Source organism: Heyndrickxia sp. FW510-T9 (assembly GCF_058781025.1).
The window spans coordinates 1-23,121 of the sequence record NZ_JBYSWK010000007.1 but is presented as its reverse complement, the minus strand read 5'-3'; the positions used below and the strand labels follow the sequence as shown (position 1 = coordinate 23,121).

General features: G+C 34.8%; 27 protein-coding genes. 3 read left to right on the top strand and 24 right to left on the bottom strand.

The genetic code is table 11. From position 1 onward, the window contains the following. Nucleotides 1–19: 19 nt before the first annotated feature. The 23 genes from ahrC to AC3WJF_RS05335 form a co-directional block, all read right to left on the bottom strand. Nucleotides 20–469 carry a transcriptional regulator AhrC/ArgR gene (gene ahrC, locus AC3WJF_RS05445; protein ID WP_492450111.1) on the bottom strand — a complete coding sequence of 150 codons (450 nt, stop codon included), beginning with the start codon at nt 467–469 and terminating at the stop codon, nt 20–22. A gap of 165 nt (nt 470–634) precedes the next feature. After that, entirely contained in the window at nt 635–1,468 is an 834-nt protein-coding gene (locus AC3WJF_RS05440; RefSeq protein ID WP_492450110.1) for a TlyA family RNA methyltransferase, read from the bottom strand. A gap of 2 nt (nt 1,469–1,470) precedes the next feature. Continuing rightward, nucleotides 1,471–3,363, bottom strand: a complete 1,893-nt coding sequence (dxs, locus tag AC3WJF_RS05435; protein WP_492450109.1) for a 1-deoxy-D-xylulose-5-phosphate synthase — start codon at nt 3,361–3,363, stop codon at nt 1,471–1,473. Between the two features lie 388 nt (nt 3,364–3,751). Then, on the bottom strand, nt 3,752–4,648 hold the full coding sequence (locus tag AC3WJF_RS05430) for a polyprenyl synthetase family protein (RefSeq protein ID WP_492450108.1): 897 nt from the start codon (nt 4,646–4,648) through the stop codon (nt 3,752–3,754). Next, nucleotides 4,641–4,865, bottom strand: a complete 225-nt coding sequence (xseB, locus tag AC3WJF_RS05425) for an exodeoxyribonuclease VII small subunit (RefSeq protein ID WP_492450107.1) — start codon at nt 4,863–4,865, stop codon at nt 4,641–4,643. The genes AC3WJF_RS05430 and xseB overlap by 8 nt, the downstream gene beginning before the upstream one ends. Further along, nucleotides 4,858–6,213, bottom strand: coding sequence for an exodeoxyribonuclease VII large subunit (gene xseA / locus AC3WJF_RS05420; RefSeq protein WP_492450106.1), 1,356 nt, complete (start codon nt 6,211–6,213; stop codon nt 4,858–4,860). The genes xseB and xseA overlap by 8 nt, the downstream gene beginning before the upstream one ends. A 72-nt stretch (nt 6,214–6,285) precedes the next feature. Further along, nucleotides 6,286–7,164 (bottom strand): bifunctional methylenetetrahydrofolate dehydrogenase/methenyltetrahydrofolate cyclohydrolase FolD, encoded by an 879-nt coding sequence (gene folD / locus AC3WJF_RS05415; RefSeq protein WP_492450105.1) that lies wholly within the window; start codon nt 7,162–7,164, stop codon nt 6,286–6,288. Nucleotides 7,165–7,237: 73 nt separating this feature from the next. Then, a complete protein-coding gene (gene nusB / locus AC3WJF_RS05410; RefSeq protein WP_492450302.1) occupies nt 7,238–7,630 on the bottom strand; it encodes a transcription antitermination factor NusB in 393 nt (130 codons plus the stop codon). Between the two features lie 369 nt (nt 7,631–7,999). After that, entirely contained in the window at nt 8,000–8,413 is a 414-nt protein-coding gene (locus AC3WJF_RS05405) for an Asp23/Gls24 family envelope stress response protein (RefSeq protein ID WP_492450104.1), read from the bottom strand. Nucleotides 8,414–8,434: 21 nt separating this feature from the next. Beyond that, nucleotides 8,435–9,784, bottom strand: a complete 1,350-nt coding sequence (gene accC / locus AC3WJF_RS05400; RefSeq protein WP_492450103.1) for an acetyl-CoA carboxylase biotin carboxylase subunit — start codon at nt 9,782–9,784, stop codon at nt 8,435–8,437. 13 nt (nt 9,785–9,797) lie between these two features. Continuing rightward, nucleotides 9,798–10,304, bottom strand: a complete 507-nt coding sequence (gene accB, locus AC3WJF_RS05395) for an acetyl-CoA carboxylase biotin carboxyl carrier protein (protein WP_492450102.1) — start codon at nt 10,302–10,304, stop codon at nt 9,798–9,800. A gap of 359 nt (nt 10,305–10,663) precedes the next feature. Beyond that, on the bottom strand, nt 10,664–11,212 hold the full coding sequence (locus AC3WJF_RS05390) for a SpoIIIAH-like family protein (RefSeq protein ID WP_492450101.1): 549 nt from the start codon (nt 11,210–11,212) through the stop codon (nt 10,664–10,666). Between the two features lie 13 nt (nt 11,213–11,225). Further along, on the bottom strand, nt 11,226–11,885 hold the full coding sequence (gene spoIIIAG, locus AC3WJF_RS05385; protein WP_492450100.1) for a stage III sporulation protein AG: 660 nt from the start codon (nt 11,883–11,885) through the stop codon (nt 11,226–11,228). Between the two features lie 4 nt (nt 11,886–11,889). Then, on the bottom strand, nt 11,890–12,501 hold the full coding sequence (spoIIIAF, locus tag AC3WJF_RS05380; protein ID WP_492450099.1) for a stage III sporulation protein AF: 612 nt from the start codon (nt 12,499–12,501) through the stop codon (nt 11,890–11,892). 93 nt (nt 12,502–12,594) lie between these two features. Beyond that, complete coding sequence (spoIIIAE, locus tag AC3WJF_RS05375; protein WP_492450098.1) at nt 12,595–13,782, bottom strand: stage III sporulation protein AE; 1,188 nt, start codon at nt 13,780–13,782, stop codon at nt 12,595–12,597. A gap of 33 nt (nt 13,783–13,815) precedes the next feature. Beyond that, nucleotides 13,816–14,199, bottom strand: a complete 384-nt coding sequence (spoIIIAD, locus tag AC3WJF_RS05370; RefSeq protein WP_492450300.1) for a stage III sporulation protein AD — start codon at nt 14,197–14,199, stop codon at nt 13,816–13,818. Between the two features lie 223 nt (nt 14,200–14,422). Further along, on the bottom strand, nt 14,423–14,626 hold the full coding sequence (gene spoIIIAC / locus AC3WJF_RS05365; protein WP_055739312.1) for a stage III sporulation protein AC: 204 nt from the start codon (nt 14,624–14,626) through the stop codon (nt 14,423–14,425). A gap of 19 nt (nt 14,627–14,645) precedes the next feature. Beyond that, entirely contained in the window at nt 14,646–15,161 is a 516-nt protein-coding gene (gene spoIIIAB / locus AC3WJF_RS05360; protein WP_492450097.1) for a stage III sporulation protein SpoIIIAB, read from the bottom strand. Beyond that, nucleotides 15,158–16,084 carry a stage III sporulation protein AA gene (gene spoIIIAA / locus AC3WJF_RS05355; RefSeq protein WP_492450096.1) on the bottom strand — a complete coding sequence of 309 codons (927 nt, stop codon included), beginning with the start codon at nt 16,082–16,084 and terminating at the stop codon, nt 15,158–15,160. The genes spoIIIAB and spoIIIAA overlap by 4 nt, the downstream gene beginning before the upstream one ends. 160 nt (nt 16,085–16,244) lie before the next feature. Beyond that, the gene (efp, locus tag AC3WJF_RS05350) at nt 16,245–16,802 is read right to left on the bottom strand and encodes an elongation factor P (RefSeq protein ID WP_492450095.1); all 558 of its coding nucleotides are present in this window, start codon (nt 16,800–16,802) and stop codon (nt 16,245–16,247) included. Between the two features lie 65 nt (nt 16,803–16,867). Continuing rightward, a complete protein-coding gene (locus AC3WJF_RS05345) occupies nt 16,868–17,929 on the bottom strand; it encodes a M24 family metallopeptidase (protein WP_492450094.1) in 1,062 nt (353 codons plus the stop codon). Between the two features lie 3 nt (nt 17,930–17,932). Then, nucleotides 17,933–18,379, bottom strand: coding sequence for a type II 3-dehydroquinate dehydratase (aroQ, locus tag AC3WJF_RS05340; protein ID WP_492450093.1), 447 nt, complete (start codon nt 18,377–18,379; stop codon nt 17,933–17,935). A 90-nt stretch (nt 18,380–18,469) separates the two neighbouring features. After that, nucleotides 18,470–18,976: a YqhR family membrane protein gene (locus AC3WJF_RS05335; RefSeq protein ID WP_492450092.1), complete on the bottom strand. Its 507-nt coding sequence runs from the start codon at nt 18,974–18,976 to the stop codon at nt 18,470–18,472. Between the two features lie 219 nt (nt 18,977–19,195). On the opposite strand from AC3WJF_RS05335, the gene AC3WJF_RS05330 reads away from it, so the two are divergent. Further along, on the top strand, nt 19,196–20,146 hold the full coding sequence (locus tag AC3WJF_RS05330) for a DUF1385 domain-containing protein (RefSeq protein ID WP_492450091.1): 951 nt from the start codon (nt 19,196–19,198) through the stop codon (nt 20,144–20,146). 114 nt (nt 20,147–20,260) lie between these two features. Continuing rightward, nucleotides 20,261–20,620, top strand: coding sequence for an SA1362 family protein (locus tag AC3WJF_RS05325; protein WP_492450090.1), 360 nt, complete (start codon nt 20,261–20,263; stop codon nt 20,618–20,620). A gap of 7 nt (nt 20,621–20,627) precedes the next feature. Here the strand turns inward: AC3WJF_RS05325 and AC3WJF_RS05320 are convergent, their stop codons facing one another. Further along, on the bottom strand, nt 20,628–21,512 hold the full coding sequence (locus AC3WJF_RS05320; protein ID WP_492450089.1) for a patatin-like phospholipase family protein: 885 nt from the start codon (nt 21,510–21,512) through the stop codon (nt 20,628–20,630). A 451-nt stretch (nt 21,513–21,963) separates the two neighbouring features. Between AC3WJF_RS05320 and AC3WJF_RS05315 the strand changes: the two genes are divergently transcribed. Next, entirely contained in the window at nt 21,964–22,539 is a 576-nt protein-coding gene (locus tag AC3WJF_RS05315) for a hypothetical protein (protein WP_492450088.1), read from the top strand. Nucleotides 22,540–23,121: the final 582 nt, after the last annotated feature.

Below are 23,121 nucleotides of genomic sequence, written 5' to 3'. Positions count from 1 at the left end.
GGCTAGTTCACCTCATTTATTAAAGCATGTCCAATATTTTTTCTGATATTATCTTTGATTTTTGCTCATCCCGGCAAATTATTAGGCATGTGTCATCACCACAAAGCGTTCCTACAATTTCTTCCCAATCGAGGATATCAATTAAAGCACCAATGGAATGAGCGTTTCCAGGTAATGTTTTTAATACAATTAAGTTCCCTGCATAATCAATGCTTATAAAAGCATCTGTCAAATTTCTTTTTAATTTTTGCAATGGATTGAATCTTTGATCAGCAGGCAAGCTATATTTATATCGTCCATCGTTTAAAGGAATCTTAACTAGATGTAATTCTTTAATATCACGTGAAATCGTCGCTTGCGTCACATTAAATCCCGCATTTTTTAAGCGGTCTACTAATTCATCTTGGGTTTCAATATCATATGTGGTTATAATTTCTCTTATTTTTATTAGACGTTGTCCCTTACTCATCCAAAACACCTCATGCATGACATTTAAATGTCACTATATCTTTATCATCATGTTAGCTTATTTTAAAATAAATGTACACTAAAAAGAAAAGTGGAAGTGCCTTGCTCATCGGCTAGCCGATTGGTGATGGAGCTAGACAGTAGTTAGGAAAAGAAAAAGAAGCAATCAATGCGATGCTCCTTTTGATAATTGCATATGTGCTTCTTCAACAAGTTCTTTAATCGTCAATGGTATTAAGTTTTGTCCATTTTCCTCTCCACACCATTTTAAATGAATTAGAAACTCAATATTTCCTTCTCCTCCTGTTATAGGTGAATACGAAATATTTTCTGTGTTGTAACCTAATTCGACTGCCAAATTAACTATTTTGTCAATCACTTGTTCATGTACCTTTTTATCACGAACAATTCCTTTCTTCCCTACTTGCTCTTTACCAGCTTCGAATTGTGGTTTGATAAGTGCAATGACATCACTATTCGGAACTAATAAAGTTCTTAACACTGGTAAAATCAGTGAAAGAGAAATAAAGGATACATCGATAGTTGCAAAATTCGGCATTTCCCTTGTAAGGTCGGCTGGGGTCACATACCTGAAATTTGTTCTTTCCATTACGACTACTCGATCATCCTGACGTAGCTTCCATGCAAGTTGATTATATCCGACATCGAGTGCATATGACATTTTTGCACCATTTTGCAATGCACAATCTGTAAATCCCCCAGTCGATGCACCTATATCTAATAATACTTTTTCTCGTATTTCAACCTTGAAAACTTTTAAGGCTTTTTCAAGCTTTAATCCGCCTCTACTTACATATGGTATAACATTTCCTTTTATGATTAATGGTATATCTTCAGATACCTTTTCTCCCGGTTTATCAAAACGGATTTCATTAGAAAAAACAATGCCAGCCATTATTGCTCGCTTTGCTTTTTCTCTCGTTTCGATAAGCCCTCTTTCTACAAGAAGTATGTCTAGTCGCTGCTTTTTCATCTTCATCGTTATGCCCTTTTTTGTTTTTTTGGAGAAATGGAGATAATTTTTTTCACTGCATTTTCGGTAGTAAACCCTATCTCCTCCAATAATTCGTCTACATTACCATGCTCAATAAATTGATCTGGAATCCCCATTCTATCAATAACACTATGGTAAAATCCGTGATCATGTGCATATTCAACCACAGAGCTTCCAAATCCGCCTTGTAATACTGCCTCTTCGATCGTTAAGATAGGCATATTTGTTTCCAAAATACCTTGCAACATTTTTTCATCTAAAGGTTTAATAAACCTAGCATTCACTACTTTTATAGAATGCCCTTGTTTTTGTAATAAATTTGCTGCTTCCATTGCCATAGGAATAGTGGTTCCGAAGGTTAAAATTGCGGCATCCGTTCCTTCTCTTAATACTTCCCATGAACCAATCGGAATTTGTCTAAGATCTTCATCCATTGGCACTCCAATCCCATTTCCTCGAGGAAATCTCATGGCAATTGGACCATCATCATATTTAATCGCAGTATTTACCATGTGCTGACCTTCATTTTCATCTTTTGGCATCATGATAACCATATTAGGTATATGACGTAAAAAGGCAATATCGAATACACCTTGATGTGTTTCACCATCAGCCCCAACTAGACCTGCACGATCAATCCCAATAAAAACATTTAAATTTTGACGGCAAATATCATGAACAACCTGGTCATATGCACGTTGCAAGAAGGTCGAGTAAATTGCGAGAAATGGTTTCATTTTTTGTGTTGCTAAGCCCGCTGCTACAGTAGCTGCATGTTGTTCAGCGATTCCAACATCATACATTCGATCTGGCAGAGTCTCTGCAAATTTCTCAAGCTTTGAACCAACAGGCATCGCAGGAGTAATAGCAACAATACGTTTATCTTTTTTAGCTAATTTTAATACCGTATCACTCACTAACTTACTCCATGCCGGAGGAGCGTTAACAGGCTTGATTAAATCTCCTGTTTCAATTTTATATTGACCTGTTCCGTGCCATGTCCCGATGGTATCATTTTCCGCAGGTTTATACCCTTTTCCTTTTTTCGTAATGACATGCAATAGAATAGGGCCTTTCGTTTTTTTCGCATATTGAAGATTTTCAAATAGGGCATCAAAATTATGACCATCAACAGGCCCTAAATAGGTAAAACCTAATTCTTCAAAAAATATTCCTGACACAACTAAATATTTTAAACTGTCTTTTATTCTTTCAGCTGTAGCTGCTAGTTTTCCACCGACAGCAGGAATTTTTTTGATAAAACTTTCCAATTCATCTTTGGCCCAGCGGTACTTTCCAGCTGTTCGGAGTCTTCCTAACACATTATGAAGTGCACCAACATTCGGGGCAATGGACATTTCGTTGTCATTTAATACAACGATTAAATCCTTTTGTTCATGTCCGATATGATTCAGTGCCTCTAGTGCCATTCCACCTGTTAATGCACCGTCTCCAATAACAGGGACGATAAATGATTTTTCCCCTTTTATATCCCTTGCAATTGCCATTCCCATTGCCGCTGATAAAGATGTAGAACTATGACCAGTTTCCCAAACATCATGTTCACTTTCTACCATTTTTGGGAAACCACAAAGACCTTTAAACTGTCTTAGTGTATCAAACTGGTCTGCACGGCCCGTTAAAATTTTATGAACATAAGACTGATGACCAACATCCCATAAAATTTTGTCTTTTGGGCTATCAAAGCATTTGTGCAATGCGAGTGTCAGTTCTACAACACCTAAATTCGGACCGATATGTCCCCCAGTTCTGGATATTTTTTCAATAAGAAAGCGTCTTATATCTTCGCTCAAATCTTTTAACTGTTCAGTATTCATATCCTTTAAAAAAGAAGGGTCTTTAATTGATAATAGATCCAATATGGATCACTCACTTTCGTTAATTTATTCCTATCATTATTATAATAATAATTTTCTACAAGAAAAGGCTAGATTATTTATTGTAAGTCTGTTTTCGTATAAATTGTTGCTTTTCGTACTTCGATTAAACTTCTAATAAGATATAGTTTCGGGGCATCTTTTCTTAAAAGGCTTACCCACCTAATAATGATTGTAAAAATGTATGCGTTTTACGATTATAAAAACAGCAATGTTTAAGAAAAGAGCCGCTAACACTAATGTGATAACGGCCATTCATTCCACACAAAAAATGATTCATCAGGGCTTATGTACAATTGAATTTTAGTAAATATAGTATAACATAATATTCTTTTACACTCAATTCATGCATATTACAACAACTATTGCTTCAGTGATTTCTATCCGCAATCAAATCCGTCACTTGGGAAAGAAGTTCCGTTTGTAAACCCGTTTGTTTCAAAATTTCTCTAGCTTGTTCAATATGATATTGTAGCCGTTCCTTTGCACCTTCTAAAGATAATAGGGAAGGATATGTGCTTTTATGGTTTGTTACATCACTTCCAACAGGTTTCCCAATGACATCTTGATTGCCCTCTATATCTAATACATCGTCTCTTATCTGAAAGGCGATTCCAATATGGTTAGCATAACCCGCAAATAATTCCTTTTGTTTGGAAGTTGCCCCGCCAATTAAAGCTCCTGCCATAATACAAAACGTCATTAGCTTTCCTGTTTTATTCGCATGAATATTTTCTAATTGATCAATGGACAATGTGGAATTCTCCCCTTGCATATCTGCGACTTGTCCACCAACCATACCCTCTGCTCCAGCAGCCTTAGATAGAAGCTTAATCAATTCGATTTTATCATTTGCTGTAAGACGTTCATCTTCGGCAATGAGTTGAAAGCTATATGTAAGCAAACCATCTCCAGCAAGAATAGCGATCGCGTCACCATAAACTTTATGATTGGTTGGCTTGCCTCTTCTTAAGTCATCATTATCCATTGCAGGAAGGTCATCGTGAATGAGTGAATATGTGTGTATCATTTCCACAGCGCATGCGCAAGACATACCAATATTAATATCTTGTTGTAAAGCGTGTAACGTAGATAACAGTAATATTGGACGGATTCTTTTTCCTCCTGCTTGTAAAGAATAATCCATAGCTTCTTTAATGATAGGAGGAGCATTTAATAAAGCAATATACTGTGATAGTTCCTTTTCAATTTGAACAATGTATTGTTTCATAAATACATTCAGCTCTGTTGCACTCAATTTACTCATCCTCCTTGATGATAAACTCCTCTTCCCCATCATCTGTAATTACTTTCGCCAATTGTTCTTCTACATTTTTTAATTTATCATGACAAATCTTTGACAGCTCCATGCCTTGTTTATAGATGTTTAATGCTTCCTCCAACGGAACATCCCCTTCTTCTAGCCTCTGTACAATTATTTCTAATTTTTCCATTGCCTCTTCAAATGTCATTTTTTCACTCATGTTCCGAACTCCTCTCTATCTCTTTTACAGTACAATTCAACGTACCATCTGAAACTCTAACTATAACGGAATCACCAATACTCGCTTGTGAAATGTTTTTCAGTAAGGTTTTGTCAGCTGTATAGGTAACACTATAGCCTCTGTCCATGATTTTTAATGGGCTTAATGCCTGCAATGTGCTTACCATTTGTGAAAAATCCTTTTGTTTATTATTCACAATGATTTGTACATTTTTTTGAAGACCTTTTGATAGCCGTTCATAGGCTTCCTGTTCCCGCTTTAGTTGTTCAGAAGGACGGTTACGGTATAATCTTTGTTTTAAGTATTGAAGCTCTGATTTTGAACGTTCATACAGCCGTTGATTTTCCTTGTTTAACTGTTCAGTCAAACGGTCAATATGTTCCATTTTTTGTTGATACAAAAGGTGAGGGTTTTTAAAAATATAGGAACGGTTTATATAATCCAGACGCTTTTTTTCATGACGATATATTTCAGATATCCCACGGATTAAACGCATTTTTCTATTTAATAATCGTTCCATTAATTCTTCAATATGAGGAACTGCAAGTTCAGCAGCGCCTGTTGGAGTCGGCGCCCTAAGATCAGCAACAAAATCAGCAATTGTAAAGTCTGTTTCATGTCCAACCGCAGATATTACTGGGATATTTGAAGAAAAAATAGCTCTGGCGACTATTTCTTCATTAAAAGCACATAATTCTTCAATTGAGCCACCACCACGACCAATAATTAATACATCTGCAAGATTCTGTTCATTTGCTTTCTCTATGGCTTTAACAATTGATTTTGCAGCATTTTCACCTTGAACAAGTGCTGGAAACAAGTTAATAGCCCCAATTGGATAGCGCCTTTTTATTGTCGTAATAATATCCCTAACTGCAGCACCAGTAGGAGATGTAATTACCCCTATAACTTTAGGAAAAGCAGGGATTTTCCTTTTCCTATCAGGAGTAAACAGTCCTTCCTTTTCAAGTCGTTCTTTAAGCTGCTCGTAAGCTAAAAAGAGCCCACCTACCCCGTCAGGTTGCATTTCTTTCACATATATTTGATATTGACCACTTGATTCGTAAACGGAAATCGATCCCCTAATTAACACATTCAGTCCATTTTCCGGGTCGAATACTAATCCTTTCACTGCTGATGAAAACATAACGGACAATATTCTTGCTTTTGCATCTTTCAGAGTAAAGTAAAGATGACCACTTGAATGACGTTTAAGATTCGAAATTTCCCCTTTGACATAAATGTCCGTTAAATATGGATCTACATCAAATTTTCTTTTTATGTATTTAGTTAAAGCATGTACACTTAAGTATTTTGTATTAGACATTTTAACACCTTCAATTATGTATGAAGAAAAGCTGCTTCCTGCATTTTATTGGAAGACAGCTTTTTCTTTTCATTATACACTTTTTTCTATATGTTTGCGATGCTTATAATCATTCTGTGCTGATTTTAGTGTGTTGGAAAGAAGCATTGTAATCGTCATTGGTCCAACACCGCCAGGCACTGGGGTTATGTAGGAAGCTATATTTTTTACATGTTCGAAATCAACATCACCACATAATTTTCCACTTTCATCTTTATTCATTCCGACATCAATAACTACAGCACCCGTTTTAACCATATCGTCTGTTACAAATTTCGCTTTCCCTATTGCTGCAACAAGTATATCAGCCTGTTTTGTATAATAGGGAAGGTTTTTTGTTTTAGAATGACAATATGTGATCGTAGCATTTTCATTTAAGAATAATTGGCCAGAAGGCTTCCCAACAATATTACTTCTTCCAATTACCACAACATGTTTACCCTCGACACTAATCCCTTCATGTTTGATCATTTCCATTATCCCAAAAGGTGTGCATGGTAAAAATGTATCCTGCCCAGTCATCATTTTCCCAATATTAATCGGATGGAAGCCATCAACATCTTTTTCGGGATTTATGGTTTCAATCACCTTTTTTTCATTGATTTGTTTCGGCAAAGGCAATTGAACAAGAATACCATGTATAGATTGATTATTGTTCAGCTCTACGATTTTTTCTAATAATTCATTCTCTGTGATTGTTTCGCTTAATTCGATGAGCAGTGATTTCATGCCTAGTGCCTGACAGCTTTTTTGCTTATTCGTTACGTAAGTTCTGGAAGCAGGATTATTTCCAACTAAAATAACAGCGAGACCTGGAACGACTCCATTTCTTGTTAACTCCTCTACCTTTACCTTTATTTCTTTACGAATAATGGTTGCAATTTGTTTGCCATCAATGATTTTCGCTGACATTAAGATCCATCCCCTTATTTCATCATATAAAATGATGTATATTACCACATAGCGAGTTAATCACAGAAGAATTTTATTGAATAATTTTTTCTTTTATTTTAGCGAGGACACCATTAATAAATTTGCTAGATCTTTCATCTCCAAAACGCTTCGATATTTCTAATGCCTCATTAATTGCTACATTAGGTGGAACATCTTGAACATACTTTAATTCATATACCGCTAACCGTAAAATATTTAATTCCACCTTTGCAAGTCGATTAACAGACCAGTTTTCTAAGTGGCTAGAAATCATTTCATCTATTTCTTTTAAATGGTTAGCTGTTCCATTAACAAGTTCTGCAAGATACGGGTCAACTGGTGCCCCCTGTAATATGTTTTCCATCGCTTCTGCAGGACTTGCTTCGTTTATATCTATTTGAAATAATGCCTGAAGAGCCTTTTCTCTAGCTGTTCTTCTTTTCATCATTATGTATTACTCCTTTTTTAAAAAAATGTATAAGATATATGATTAACATCTTTATCCTAAAATTATTTAATTACAATTAATTTATTTTCATAAAAGATAATACCATAAAAAGGAGTACATACGCATGTTTTGATAAAATCAATTAAGAAAAGTAAAAGCGCCGCTGCTCAAGCGTACGGATGAGTGAAGTTTGTAGTTTTATTTTACCGAGTGAAATTTGTACTCTCAATTTCACCTGATGTTGACTTATCGTAGGGAGAAGAAGTAGAAATCCGATAGACGCTATTGAAATTGTAGTGCAAATTTCACCAGTAGCTAGACAATCAAATAAATAGCCAAAGGTAATGCACCCTTGGCTATTTTAATTTATGAAAGCTCTAAATCTAAATCACTTTCATGCTTTTGATTTTCAAATTGAATTCCTACAATATGAATATTTACTTCATCAGCAACTAAAGCAGTCATATTTAATAATGCCTGACGAATATTGTCTTGAATCTTCCCAGCAACTGTAGGAATAGATACTCCAAAATTCATAGTACAATATACGTCAACTTTAATTCCATCATCCGCTAACTCAACTTTTACACCTTTGCCATGATTTTTTCGGCCGAGGCGTTCTGCCACACCACTTGCAAAATTTCCACGCATTTGTGCAACACCTTCTACTTCAGATGCCGCAATTCCTGCTATTACTTCGATAACCTCAGGTGCGATTTCAACCTTACCAAGATCATTACCTGCTGTTTCCATCTCTAGCATTGGATTTGTTTCTACCATGTCAAACACCTCCGTAGAGCATTATTTCATTACATCATATTTCTCTAAAAACTTCGTATTAAAGTCTCCAGAAACGAAAACTTCATGTTCCAATAATTTTAAATGAAAAGGAATAGTTGTGTGAACACCTTCAATGGCAAATTCACCTAATGCTCGCTTCATTCGAGCAATTGCTTCCTCTCTTGTTGCTCCATAAGAAATTACTTTTGCAATCATAGAGTCATAATATGGTGGTATTGTATACCCAGGATATGCAGCAGAATCGACACGAACTCCTAACCCACCAGGTGGTAAATACATTTGAATCTTTCCTGCTGATGGCATAAAGTTTTTCTCAGGATTTTCTGCATTAATGCGGCACTCAATTGCCCATCCATTAAAAGTAACATCTTCTTGCTGAAGCGATAATGGTTTTCCAGATGCTACAAAAATCATCTCTTTAATTAAATCTACACCAGTAACAAGTTCCGTAACGGGATGTTCGACTTGAATACGGGTGTTCATTTCCATAAAATAAAACTTCTGATTTCGGTGATCATATATAAATTCTACTGTACCTGCACCAGAATAATCAACCGCTTTTGCAGCTTTAACAGCTGCTTCACCCATTTCCTCACGAATATCACTTGTCAGCGCTGGTGATGGTGTTTCTTCCAATAACTTTTGTAAACGTCTTTGGATAGAACAATCCCTTTCACCTAAGTGAATAACATTTCCATGTTTGTCAGCCATAATTTGAATTTCAACATGACGGAAATCCTCAATGTACTTTTCAATGTACACACCTGGATTTCCAAATGCAGTTGCCGCTTCCTGTTGGGTAATACTAATTCCCTTAATGAGTTCTTCTTCTGTTCTAGCAACACGAATACCTTTTCCGCCACCACCGGCAGTAGCTTTTATAATCACCGGATAGCCCATAGTATTTGTTAATTCAATTGCATCCTCGATACTCTCAATAATCCCTTGAGAACCTGGGACAATTGGAACTCCAGCAGCTTTCATTGTTTCCCTTGCAACATCTTTCGTACCCATTTTGGAAATTGCCTCAGGGCTTGGACCTATAAAGGTAATATTGCACGCTCTGCAAAGTTCAGCAAAATCGGCATTCTCAGCAAGAAATCCATAACCAGGATGAATAGCATCACATCCGGTTAATTTCGCTACGCTGATGATATTTGTAAAATTCAAATAACTGTCTTTCGAAGCTTTCGGTCCAATACAATATGCTTCATCTGCCATTTGAACATGAAGAGCATCTTTATCTGCTTCAGAATAAACGGATACAGCCTCTATTCCTAAATCACGGCATGCACGAATAATTCGAACAGCGATCTCTCCTCGATTGGCAATTAAGATTTTCTTTATCACTGATGATCGCTCCTTACTTCGTCTTTACCAAAAATAGTGGTTGTCCATATTCTACAAGTTGTCCGTCTTTAACAAGGATTTCCACAATTTCGCCATCTACTTCTGCTTCAATCTCATTAAATAGCTTCATAGCTTCAACAATACATACAATGGAATCACTTTTTATTTGAGATCCTGCTTTTACATATACATCTTTATCTGGTGATGGTGATTGATAAAAAGTTCCTACCATCGGAGAAACAATCTTATGTAAATTAGCATCTTGTACTGGAGCTTGCTCTACTTTACTTTCAACTCGATTCGTAATCGCATTTTCCAATGGTGCAACAACTTCTACTTGTGGTGCACTTTGAACTACTTGCTTCTGTATTGGTTGTGCTATTACATGCGATTCAACAACAGCTACATCAGAACGTTTTTTTAACTTTAATGTAGCGCCATCACCTTCAAATTCAAATTCATCAATGCTTGAACCATCAACAAGTTTAATAATTTCGCGTATTTCTTGAATTTTAAACATATTACACCTCTTCTAAAATTTATCCGGCATGTTAAATATAGTATTTCCATGCTTATTTTTATGTAGCCGTCACCTTGATTCATATTATTAAATATTTCCTATTTAATAATATTGGTACAAAAATATATTTTAGGACTAACTAATAATATCATACGATAACTTTGAGTAAAAATTCAACCATCTAGAATAAGTGTAATATAAATTACTATGTAACAAAAGAAAGAGGGAAATGATTAATCATTTCCCTTTCCTTATGTTATAGGAATTTATAAGATTTCATACTTTGAATAATTTTTAATAAAAATTGTATACATCTAGCATTGGAAAATATCTGCTAGCGGCGCTTACGCTTTTGTTTATTATTTCTGAAATTCAACTGCTACTTGTGGTGAGTTTCCGATTTGTTGCTCTACTAATCGGATGATTTCGTTAGCAGCAGCCGTGTTTTGCTCTTTGGATTTTACTGTAATACTAATGTTAGTGCCATCAGATCGAACTAATGCATCTTTGTATCCATGTGATTTGATTAATGTTTCTAATACTTGTTCCTGCTGTGCAGTATCCGTTAATTTATCCATTTCGTCTTTTATTTTGCTTTTTTGATCAGGAGATATATTAGTAGTGGCTAATTGATCTGTTAATTGTTCTTGTAATTTACTTCTTTCATCATCTCTTGACATGCGCATTGCTTCAAATGTTTGATCATCTGCTGCTTGTGTGGCAATATTGACTTTTCCATCATTCTTAGCAGTTGAATTAGTCGCTTTTTCACTCGTGACTTTACTATTTTTATCCAACGTCGCCAAATCATTATTTGTTTTTGGATCCTGTGAAATATAATAGACTGTTAGAACTACGACAAGACTAAGCATTGTCAATAACCAAACTGTTTGTTTTTTAAGCAACATTTTTAAATCCCCCTTAATTTTTTTTCACTAAAACCGTAACCTTATAATCTGGAACATCAAATGTTCTAGCTACTGCTTCCTTGATCCATCTTTTAATAGTCATATTATTTGCCCCTTCTGCTATAACAAGAACACCAACGATACTTGGTTTCTTTGTTTCAGTCACAATCGGAGTCTCATTTTCCCCATTTCGGATGATGACTAGCTTCTCATCCTGTGAAAGGTCGTCTACCTTTCGTTCACCGCCATTTCGGTCTGTTTCGGTTGTAGTTTGATTTTGTGTGGTCGTGTTTTTTTCATACACTTTGCTTTCCGTGGAACCGACATTTACGACTACCTTTACTTTGCCAACACCATCAATTTGTTCTAGTGCATCTTTTAATTCGTTTTCATACTGCTCCTCATAATCCTTCATTGTTTTTGCTTGTTTATTTGCTGAACTAGATCCAAATGTGGCAACATCTTTTTCTTCACTAGACTGACTAATGACAGGTGTAGAGTTATCGTTTTGGTTTTTACTCCATATGCTACTGATAAGCATGATGGCAATGCCAAAGAGTAGCAGAATTAAAAAATATTGAAACTTATTATTTTTTTTTCCGCTTCCTTGATTTTCTTGTGATGAAAAGAGCTTATCTTTTATCCAGTCGAAGGGCCCTTTATTATCGCTCATTTAGCTACTTGCTCCCCCTTTCAAAATGTAGCTCTATCGATTGATTCGTTAAGTTCCATTGATTAGTCAAGAACGTAATAATGCTTTTCGTTTCTGCGGAATTTTGATTATCAACTGGTTTTTGTGTATCAATTTTGATAGGTTCAATAGCTGCTACCACTTTTTCATCCTTTACATCTGTTAAATAAAGGGTAATTTTATCAATATTGTCTACAGATGCCTTTTCATGGTCTTTCATCGTTATGGAGATATCACCATCTATGCTTTTTCCAAAACGGTCTATCAACTCCTTATTTACTTCTTTTTTCATTTGGACAGCCACTTGTTTTAATTTATATGCATCTTGAGATGCTTGTATTTCTGTTTTTTTCATTTCTATCAAATTTTCTACTTTATTTTTGTTTACAATTGATTTAGCTGATACTTGAGATATTAACGTATCAAAATCCTGTGAAAAAATTTTCATGATGGGTGTCAAAATAATAGCGATTAATAATAACCCAGTGACTAATTTTGTATATTTTTTCATCGCAGAGCTCGGTAGCAGCATGTCCACAATCATCGCGAGTAAGATAAAAACTATGATATTCATTATCCATTCTGTTAAAAAATTCATGGAGTTCCCTCCATTCTCTTTAAAATAACTTTTATATAACTATTAAGAGGTTCAAACTTTATTTTCCGTATTGCTGCAGCAACTAGTTTGTATTCACCTCATCATCATCGTAATATTGCCGGCTGTGATAATAATGGTGATACAGAGAAAAAACATGATCGCCACGATGGCTAATGCTGCAAACACATAGATCATATTTTTACTAATGATATCGAGACATGCTATAACAGGACCATTCCCTACTGGCTGAAGAATAGCAGCAGTAAATTTAAACATGAAAGCTAATGCGAGGATTTTCATTGCAGGAAATGCTGCAATTATTAATACAATTGCAACACCTGCAATCCCTAAAGTATTTTTTAATAGGGCAGATGCACTAATCACGGTATCAGCAGCATCTGTAAACATTCTCCCTATCACGGGTATGAAATTTCCAGTTACAAATTTTGCTGTTCTAATCGTAATACCATCTGTAATTGCTGTAGCTGTACCTTGTACAGAAATGACACCCAAGAATATCGTCATAAATATTCCTAGTAACCCAATGCTACAATTTCGAAGCAGTTGTGCTAATTGTGTTGCTTTATACTGTTCAGAGAGGGTGCTTACAATGCTTAACAAAGTAGACAATAATAGAAGTGGTAGAACAACATATTGAACTAAGATGCCGCTTGTATTCATGAGGAAAATAATCACAGGGTGGAAAAATGCAGCAGATGCTATACCTCCTGATGTGGAAATTAAAGCAAGGAGTAATGGTATAAGCGCCAAAATAAAATTGATCATCATACTTATTGCATCTTTTGTATAATTAATCGCAACATGAAAGCTATTGAGAGCGATGATAATCAGTACCATAAATACTATCGAATAGGCTACCTTACTAATGGTTCCCTGTTCAAAAGCACTATGAAGTGATTGGAGAAATAAACTAAATATCGTTAAAATAAGCAAAGATCCCAGTAGCTTACCATTCATCACAATTTCTTGGAACATAAACTTAAGGATGCCACGAAACCATTGATTCAAGGAAAAATTCTTATCCCCTTTTATAAAATCGATTAGACTTCCCTTTTGAGTGTCTGGTAAAAAACCTCCGTATTCATCTACAATCTTTTGCCAATATCCTGTTAAATCATCTATTCCTAGATCATTCATCTGTTTATCTACAAGTTCATCTTGCAATGTTCCACCATCATTTTCATTTGTTGCTGCCATTACAGTGTTTTGCCCGATAAAAAGTAGGATAATTACAATTATCAACTGCATCCATTGCCGCAAATTTCGTTCACCTCTTTACTACAATGCCTGTTTTTATCCATTTGGAATAAGATGAATAACAGTCTCGATTAGTACACTTAATATAGGAATAGACATTGCTAGTATTATTATTTTTCCTGCCAATTCTACTTTCGCAGCCAACGCCCCTTGCCCTGCATCCTTAGAAATATGGGAAGCAAATTCAGCTATATATGCAACCCCGATTATTTTTAATATGGTTTCGATATAGATTGTATTCACATTTGCATTTGATGCTATTTTTTGTACCATATTAATAATCTCCCTTAATTGATCGACAAGAAACAGAAATATAGCACAGCCGACAAACAAAACTAATAGAAAAGCAAAATTAGGCTTTTGTTCCTTAATGATTAAGGCCAAAAAGGTTGTAATGAGGGATAATCCCACTATTTGAATGATTTCAATCCTTAATCCCTCCCTCTTCTCGATTTAGAATAGTTTTCTATTATTTCTATTGAGACCGTTTTCGCATTGATTGTTGCTTTTCGTCATTTGTTATAAATCTTAAGTAGGCTTGGCTTCGAGCATCTTTTCTTAAAAAAATATTCATTATTAACTCAAATAAGGTTGTTACCTAATATTTTCGTTTAAAAGAGCTACAAAGTTTTAAAAAAGAACCTTATTGAAATAGAAAGACAGATTTTATTTTTCCAAATAAATCACCGACGATAGAAGCAACCATAAACAAGATATATATGAAGCCAAATAGTGTTACCCATTGGGCGTACTCCTTTTTTCCGACTTGATCCAAAATTGTATGCAGAAATGCTACAACAATTCCAACTCCAGCTATTTTAAAGATTATATCAACATCAATTCCCACTATTTCTCCTCCATTTCCACTACATCAATAAAATGACAATTAATATTCCAAATAAAAGCCCCATACTCTTCACCATTTTTTCATAGCGTTGTTGCTTTTCATGTGCATCAGCTTCTTCTCTTTCCAAATGAGTAATTGTCAGATTAATTTGTTTTTGTTCGGTCAAGCGATCGTGCTTTCCTAAATTTTCTCCAAATTGAATTAATATTTCATATTCATTTTGCTTTAGTGATGTCATCTTCCAAATTTCCTGTAAACTTGATTCCCATGCATTTTTCACAGACGTTTCAACTGACAGGAGTTTACTCGAAAAGGAAGAAAAAAAAATTGAAAGTGGTTTCGGGAATTGACTCGATAGTTTTCTTGCAGCTTCATGGAGAGGAGTATGGCCATACATAATCTCCGCTTCAAGAGATTGTAATGCTGATTTGAACCAACGTAATTGCTTCGGTCTATCACTTAATTGTCTTGATATCTCATAACCTGTCCATGTTGTTGATACGATAATAAAGAGTGCACCTATGATTTTTATCATGTTGAAACACCTGCTTTATTGGTCATTTCTCTTCCATGACCATCTCTTATTTTTTTTATTGTCCCTGGACCATTTGACCGTGATAATTCTATAAACCTTTCGAAAACCTGCAGCTGTAAAATCTCTTTTAATATAGGTCTCTTTTGAATTTCTTCAAATGAATTGCCGTGTGTAGTCATCACCAATGTAATACCGGCATTTATAGCTTCCATAATCGCCGCACTATCTTCCTCACGACCAATCTCATCCACAATCAATACATCTGGACTCATGGAGCGTATCATCATCATCATGCCCTCTGCCTTTGGACAGGCATCCAATATATCCACTCTTGGACCAAATTGTAATTGTGGAACACCTCTTACACAGCCTGCGATTTCAGATCTTTCATCCACAATGCCTACCTTCATAGCAGGTATATGCTTGTCCACAGAACCGCTGGAAATCAATCTTGCAATATCACGTAAATAGGTAGTTTTACCAGTTTGCGGAGGTCCAATAATCATCGTATGTTGCCACCGGTTATAATAGAGATAGGGAATAAAGGGGTCAGCAACTCCTATTTTTTCCTTCGCAATTCTTATATTGAAGGATGAAAAATCTCTGATCGCTTTTACATACCCATTTTCAAGGATAACTTTACCCGCCAGACCAACCCGATGTCCTCCGGCTATTGTAATATAACCTTTTTTTAGTTCTTCATCTAATGTATAAAATGAATGATTTGCTATTCTATTAATGAATTGCAAAGCATCCTCTTCCACTACTGTATATGGAAGGAAAAAAGGTTTATTCTTCGTGATAACTTCTAAAGGACGACTAATTCGAATACGAATTTCTTCTATTGAATTTTGGATGGGAGTCGGTAATGCTTGAATTTTTTCGGAAATTGTTTTTGGCAATATGGCTAAAATGTTTTCCATTGATAATTCCTCCTTTTGTACGAGTGAAATTTCGGGTATCAATTTCACTATGCCTCCCGATACTAAATGTATTCGAAACGATCAAAATTATGACTCCTGAAAAATATGCATAAAAAAAAGAAATCGAACATGATATTCGATTTCTTTCTATTTATATAATTTATGCTCTTGATACGTAAGATCCATCAGTCGTATTGATTATTAGTTTGTCTCCTTCATTCACAAAGAAAGGAACTTGAACAACTAGACCAGTTTCAACTGTTGCTGGTTTTGAACCACCTGAAGCAGTATCTCCTTTAATGCCTGGTTCTGTTTCCGTTACTGTTAACTCAACAGTGTTCGGAAGTTCCACTCCAAGTGTTTCAGTTTGATACATCATAATCTGTACTTCCATATTTTCCTTTAAAAATTTCAACTCATATTCAATTGCAGCTGTAGGAAGTTCAATTTGCTCATATGATTCATTGTCCATAAATACATGAGAATCACCGTTTGCATATAAGTATTGCATTCTACGGTTATCAATTTGAGCCTTCTCTACTTTTTCGCCAGCACGGAATGTTTTCTCTTGAACAGCACCAGTTCGTAAGTTGCGCAGCTTTGAACGGACAAAAGCCGCACCCTTACCAGGTTTTACGTGTTGGAAATCCATTACACGCCAAATTCCTCCATCAACCTCGATCGTTAAACCTGTACGAAAATCATTTACAGAAATCATAATCTATTATTCCTCCTCATTTTTACGATAATTCTTAGGTGTTGATCATTAACTTGGGTAACATTCTAAAGAATTATTAAATCTTTAGTTGAATGTGTGATAGTTTCGTTTGAGTCTTCAGTGATTAATGTATCATCTTCTATTCTTACTCCGCCTAGTCCAGGAACATAAATACCTGGCTCAATAGTAACAACCATTCCTGGTTTCAGAATGATATCAGAACGAACAGATAAAGACGGTCCTTCGTGAACTTCAAGCCCTATTCCATGACCTAAGGAATGTCCGAAATATTCTCCATAACCATGACTTGTGATATAATCACGAGCAATGGCATCTGCTTCAATACCTGTCATACCTGGTTTCATTTTTTCAACCGAAAGTAATTGCGATTCTAATACAATGTTGTAAATTTCTTTTAGCTTTTCAGAAGGTTCTCCAACTGCCAACGTCCGAGTAATATCCGACACATAGCCTTTATGAAGTGCTCCAAAATCCAATGTAACAAAGTCTCCTTTTTCAATAACTTTGTCACTTGCAACTCCATGTGGTAATGCTGAACGAATTCCAGATGCTACGATTGTATTGAAAGATGAAGAGATTGCGCCACATTTTCTCATAAAAAACTCTAGTTCATTCGAAACTTCAAGCTCTGTCAATCCCGGTTTAATATATTCTATAATATGCTTGAATGCCGCATCCGCTATGTCGGCAGCTTCCTTTAATATCTTAATCTCTGAATCCGTCTTAATCAAGCGTAAATTTTCAATGAGATTTGCTACTGGGACTAATTCTGCTTTTATCGTTTGTGCATATGTTTGGAAAGCGGAATATGTTACATAATCCTTCTCAAATCCCAATTTTTTAATACCTAGCTGTTTGACTTGACTAGCAATTTCGTCGTGAATGAGTCCTTTATGCTGGACTATTGTAAACCCTTCAGCCTGTTTTGAAGCCTGCTCTACGTAACGGAAATCTGTAATAAACAATGCTTTATCCGCAGATATCAAAACAGCTCCGGCAGTTCCTGTAAAGTTGGAAATATATCTACGATTATAGTTACTTGTAATTAGGATTCCATCAATCCCATTACCATGAAATTCTTCACGTAATTTTTCTAGTTTTTGCATTATTTATTCTCCCCTTTTTATGTATTCTGTCAATGCTTTTAATGCTAATTCATAGCCAAAAAAACCCAAACCGACGATTTGTCCTGCCGTAACAGGTGCTATAACCGATTCTCTTCTAAATGATTCCCGGGCATGTACATTTGAAATATGTACTTCTATAACAGGCACATAAACGGAAGCAATAGCATCACGAATCGCATAACTATAGTGAGTAAAAGCTCCCGGGTTCAAAATAATCCCGGTATCGTTTTCTTCTCCAGCTTGGTGAATTCGATCAATCAAATCTCCTTCATGATTAGACTGGAAGGTTTCAATTTCCGCACCATAAGTAGGAGCAATTTTCTTAAGATGCTCATGTAAATAATCAAGGGTATTGTTTCCATAAATATTTGGTTCCCTTTTACCAAGTAAATTCAAATTTGGTCCATTTAGTACAAGAATTTTATTCATTTTCTACACCTTTATGTAAGAATGTAAATCATAATCATTCTATCATAAAAAATATAACGGAAACTATATATAACATCCGTAAAAATTCTATTAACTTTTCATTTCTTTATTTTTATCATGATAATGAGTTCTTTCATTTTGCTCATAAGATATAGAGTACCCAATAAATACTCCGTAAAGTATGTATAAACATACACTGGTGATAATTGTATTTAAATCTAGTTTGAAAAATGGTTTCATACCTGGAAAAATGGGGTTTAATACGAGAAATACAAGTAAAAATAATGCGATTCCATATGCAGCCCCTACCCACATCGACTTTAATTTCTTTAAGATTGCATAGTAAACAAATGCTACACCTATTGATATAATCCCATAGGTTAAAATAGATGTCACAATTCCAATCCAGCTTTCTCTCCATGTTCCAACCGTAAAAGGTTCTAAAATAATGTTAGGCTCCACTTTAATAAAATGTAAATAGTATGTAAAATATCCAATTGCACTCCAAAATAACCCTCCAATAAATCCAGTAATGACAACCATTTTCATAAAAGAACCAACTTCATAAAACTCAGTTTTTTCATGCTGCGAGTCCATTCTTATACCTCCATTTTTTGATAAGCAATGTACAAGTTGTATCAAGCTTTCTATTAGTAGAATAACCATATCTGATACAGCTAGTCGTTTTTCGATTTTTTTAGTAAAATGAAGATAACTTCTTATGTATGAATTATATATGCTTCTTATTTCGTACAAAAAGAGTGAGATATCGTACTTATACGATTCTTCATTTAGATAAATAGGCTGGTGACAATAATGGAAAATCAAAAAAACCCATCATATGGTGGGCAAGCAGTCATTGAAGGTGTAATGTTTGGAGGAAAACATCAAACCGTTACAGCAGTTCGAAGGAAGGATTCTTCCATAGAATATTTTTATTTACCTCGTAAAACGAGACCTGCATTACAAATGCTAAAGAAAATACCTTTTCTAAGAGGAATTATTGCCATCATAGAAGCGAGTGCAACTGGATCCCAACACTTACAATTTGCTAGTGAGAGATTTGATGTTGATCCTCAGGATGATGAAAAAATAAAAGAAGAAAAGCCTTCCAAAACTACCATGGTCATTGGGATTGCAACTCTTGGTGTGCTTTCCTTTATTTTTGGCAAATTTGTGTTTACGCTTGTACCTGTTTTCCTTGCTGCGATGTTTAAACCAATCATTTCAAATGATGTTGCCCAAGTTTTGCTAGAGGGATTGTTTAAGCTAATTCTGCTTCTTTGCTACATTTACTTTGTTTCTTTAACACCTCTTATTAAGCGTGTTTTTCAATATCATGGTGCAGAGCATAAAGTAATTAATACATTTGAAAATAATCTAGAGCTTACGGTAGAAAATGTTCAATCACAATCGAGATTGCATTTTAGATGTGGAAGCAGCTTTATTCTTTTTACAGTTGTTATTGGCGTGATTATTTACTTATTTGTTCCTACCAGCCCTCTTTGGTTAAGAATTGTTGATAGAATTGCGCTTATTCCTGTAGTATTGGGAATCTCATTTGAGGTTTTGCAATTTACGAATAAATTACGGGATATTCCTGTTTTAAGGTACCTCGGTTACCCTGGATTATGGCTACAGCTCCTTACAACAAAGGAACCGACTGATGACCAAGTAGAAGTTGCGATTTTGTCGTTTAAAGAACTGTTAAGAGTGGAAAAAGAGGAGCAAGACATATTAGCTGATTCCTCTAATATGTCTATGTGAAGAAAAATAGAAATCATTATGTTATGAAATACATTCCAAATGAATAGAAAAATTGGTATAAAAGGATGATATTGAGGAAACAATGCTTATGATGCTCAAATGGAGGTGGCTTTATTGCATTTAAGAAATAGTCTAGTTGGTGTTATCTTTCTTTTGGCAGTCATTGGCTTTGGTACATTATTATTTTCAAATCCAGTTTCACTATTTAAGCAAATATTTTTTGCTATTCTTGTAATCGCAGCTGTTTTTTTCCTATACCGGATATGGACCCGCAACAAGCTTAATGCAAAGGAACAGAAAAATTTTATAAAAGCGGCACGAAAATCCAAAAGACGTCTAAAAAAACGGCAGGCCATAGTATCTGGAAAATCTACTGTACAGATTCGCAAAAAGCCAATCAGGAAAAAATCAGATGTTCAACTTACTGTAATAGAGGGAAAAAAAGGTAAGAAGAAAAACCGGGCAATATTTTAAATTTTTATTAATATGACCATTTTTTCAAAAATTCTTTTGTTCGAAAACGTCCTAGATTAATTAGGGCGTCTTTTTTTTCTTTGGTTAAATCAAATTCGATTGAAGTAAAATCATCTGTCGGGATAAAAATAATATCCTTCTCTATTTGTCTTGATATATACTTTGTATCATGTGCATCCTTCATCGTGTCAAATAACGCACCAAATAGTTGGAAACCATTTTTTATTGGATGTTTTCGATGTTCTTTAAGTTTTGAGCTCAAGGTTATTCCAATGACTGGCCGTGTTTTTTTATTTCCTTCCTCCACAAAAAGCCACATAGGAAAGTTACTTAAAACAGCACCATCTACGATAATGTTAGTACCATCTATTGACCTGAGCTTGACTGGTTCAAAAAAATATGGGATGCTGCAGCTCATTCTGATTGCTTTTGCAACCGGAAAGCTGTCGATAGGAACACCAAGGTCAATTAAGTTATCTGGCAATACTAGCAATCTCCCATTTGTTAAATCTGAAGCTACTACTCTTAACTTCTCCTTTGGCATATCTGCAAAAGTATATACTCCCTTTTCTGCTAATTTCACTGATAACCAATCTTCAAAAGCCTTACCACGATATAGTCCTAATCTCCAATATAGAAATAACCATTTTGTAAAAGGTAATGGCAGCCATGTTCTACGGGTATCAAGAAATTGCGAAAGATCCACTTCCGCAACTAATCGCTTTAATTCTTCACTCGAATATCCCGCAGCAACTAGTGCAGCAATAATAGCCCCTGCACTTGTACCCGCAATTCGATTGAACGTATAACCCTTCATTTCAAGTTCCTCATATGCACCTATTAATGCTAATCCTTTTATCCCACCTCCAGAGAATACACCATCAATTTCCATCTTTCCATCTCCTTCAATATGAAGTATTTATATATTTTTAAGAATGGAGAGTGGAAATTAGAACTGATTAACAATATAAAATCAGTTAAATAAAATAAGGAGCTAAGCCTAATGCTAAGTAGTTCGTTTGTGAAGTAGAAAAACTGAATTTACAAGGTCAATATCAAGCTAATCGCATACTTTTAGATAATAAAATTACACAGAAAAAAGCAGAGGTTTTTGCATTAAGTAGTTCAGTTTTGGAGTACAAAACTTTAAAAAACAATCCAAAATTAACTGCTTTTTTTATAATAATTTGCATATAAAAAATCAGACAGTTTGTACAGCTAATTTCAGAATAAATTGTTAATTAGAATGAAAGTTGGTAAATTTGCGGTATAATTTTAAAAAGAGCGATTTCTTGTTCAATGAGATTAATTTAATAGCAAATTTCGGAGGGGGGGTCATTTAAATGCGTAAATCAATTCTTATTCTTTTATTTCTTATTGTTGGAATTATTATTATAGGATGTGTATCAAAAGTCGTTCATACTAAAAATGTTAACGCAAAATATCCAATCTCAAACAATTCAAAGGATATACAACAACACCTAACCATTTGGCAAAATCGCGGGGAGGAACTAAATCCTACTTTAATAAAAGTAGAACATTTAGGGAAGTCGGATACTTATGTAGCCCTATTTGAAAATCAAACTGGTGATTTAGGGATGGCAACATTGAAAGAAGGTCCGAATAAAAAACTGCAAATTCGTAATACCAATTATGGAACGAATGATGAAAAAAACTTTGCAAACTATTATGGAGTAAATACGGATAAAGGCAATTATGGTATCATAATTGGGGAAAATCCTGATAAACAAATTCACTCCATACGAGCTGAATTACAGAACGACTCATTGAAATTTTCGGTTCAAGTTCCTGAAGATACCTACTTTATAATTGTGAAAAATTTACCTCAAGGAATAAGCAGTAGTTTATTTGCTGACCTTTATCTTTTTGATAAATATAATAAAGAAATCAAACCTTAAAAAGAGCTTGTAATCCAAGCTCTTTTTTAATGCATTATTTAAAATAGATAATATCGTTCCAATTGAATTGTTTATCTGTAATCCCTAGTCGTTGTGCTGGTGTTAAATACTTTTTATCTGCCGATTTATATGGGCGACAAAAGTTGTAATACCTTCTAAGAATTGTCACAAAAAACGCATACTAAATTCAGCCAAAATTTGTAGTCCAATCCGCAACCATTTTAACACCCCAATTTGAACCTTTACAATAAATATTTCTTGTGTGCAAATTTATAACCATTTTTATATGCAAATACAGTAGTAAAATTGCGTTAAACATTGATATAGCAACAAAAAACGGGTATCAAATTGAATTGCAATTTGATACCCAATTACATTTACATTTCCACTTTTTGTACTTCAAAACTGAACTACTTATTTTTGCATCCTCTGCTTTTTTATAATCAAATGACCAGTTCTTCAACTAACGCAAAGACAAATCAATTTTTGCCAAAGAACGTCATTCCTAAAAACTTCACTTATTTTTAAATAAGATATGATGTCCTTAAACAAGTAACCAGCAAAAGGAAAATAAGCGGAGAT

What these genes read in the sequence shown, in the direction of transcription:
- spoIIIAF (WP_492450099.1), bottom strand. Translation starts at nt 12,501, where the DNA reads ATGAATTTTTTAACAGAATGGATAATGAATATCATAGTTTTTATCTTA.
- folD (WP_492450105.1), bottom strand. Translation starts at nt 7,164, where the DNA reads ATGTCAGCGAAAATCATTGATGGCAAACAAATTGCAACCATTATTCGT.
- AC3WJF_RS05345 (WP_492450094.1), bottom strand. Translation starts at nt 17,929, where the DNA reads ATGCAAAAACTAGAAAAATTACGTGAAGAATTTCATGGTAATGGGATT.
- AC3WJF_RS05335 (WP_492450092.1), bottom strand. Translation starts at nt 18,976, where the DNA reads ATGGACTCGCAGCATGAAAAAACTGAGTTTTATGAAGTTGGTTCTTTT.
- nusB (WP_492450302.1), bottom strand. Translation starts at nt 7,630, where the DNA reads ATGAAAAGAAGAACAGCTAGAGAAAAGGCTCTTCAGGCATTATTTCAA.
- spoIIIAA (WP_492450096.1), bottom strand. Translation starts at nt 16,084, where the DNA reads ATGGAAAACATTTTAGCCATATTGCCAAAAACAATTTCCGAAAAAATT.
- aroQ (WP_492450093.1), bottom strand. Translation starts at nt 18,379, where the DNA reads ATGAATAAAATTCTTGTACTAAATGGACCAAATTTGAATTTACTTGGT.
- AC3WJF_RS05390 (WP_492450101.1), bottom strand. Translation starts at nt 11,212, where the DNA reads ATGTTGCTTAAAAAACAAACAGTTTGGTTATTGACAATGCTTAGTCTT.
- AC3WJF_RS05405 (WP_492450104.1), bottom strand. Translation starts at nt 8,413, where the DNA reads ATGGTAGAAACAAATCCAATGCTAGAGATGGAAACAGCAGGTAATGAT.
- AC3WJF_RS05440 (WP_492450110.1), bottom strand. Translation starts at nt 1,468, where the DNA reads ATGAAGATGAAAAAGCAGCGACTAGACATACTTCTTGTAGAAAGAGGG.
- accB (WP_492450102.1), bottom strand. Translation starts at nt 10,304, where the DNA reads ATGTTTAAAATTCAAGAAATACGCGAAATTATTAAACTTGTTGATGGT.
- spoIIIAB (WP_492450097.1), bottom strand. Translation starts at nt 15,161, where the DNA reads ATGATAAAAATCATAGGTGCACTCTTTATTATCGTATCAACAACATGG.
- AC3WJF_RS05315 (WP_492450088.1), top strand. Translation starts at nt 21,964, where the DNA reads ATGCGTAAATCAATTCTTATTCTTTTATTTCTTATTGTTGGAATTATT.
- AC3WJF_RS05330 (WP_492450091.1), top strand. Translation starts at nt 19,196, where the DNA reads ATGGAAAATCAAAAAAACCCATCATATGGTGGGCAAGCAGTCATTGAA.
- spoIIIAG (WP_492450100.1), bottom strand. Translation starts at nt 11,885, where the DNA reads ATGAGCGATAATAAAGGGCCCTTCGACTGGATAAAAGATAAGCTCTTT.
- AC3WJF_RS05320 (WP_492450089.1), bottom strand. Translation starts at nt 21,512, where the DNA reads ATGGAAATTGATGGTGTATTCTCTGGAGGTGGGATAAAAGGATTAGCA.
- ahrC (WP_492450111.1), bottom strand. Translation starts at nt 469, where the DNA reads ATGAGTAAGGGACAACGTCTAATAAAAATAAGAGAAATTATAACCACA.
- xseB (WP_492450107.1), bottom strand. Translation starts at nt 4,865, where the DNA reads ATGAGTGAAAAAATGACATTTGAAGAGGCAATGGAAAAATTAGAAATA.
- efp (WP_492450095.1), bottom strand. Translation starts at nt 16,802, where the DNA reads ATGATTTCTGTAAATGATTTTCGTACAGGTTTAACGATCGAGGTTGAT.
- xseA (WP_492450106.1), bottom strand. Translation starts at nt 6,213, where the DNA reads ATGTCTAATACAAAATACTTAAGTGTACATGCTTTAACTAAATACATA.
- AC3WJF_RS05430 (WP_492450108.1), bottom strand. Translation starts at nt 4,648, where the DNA reads ATGAGTAAATTGAGTGCAACAGAGCTGAATGTATTTATGAAACAATAC.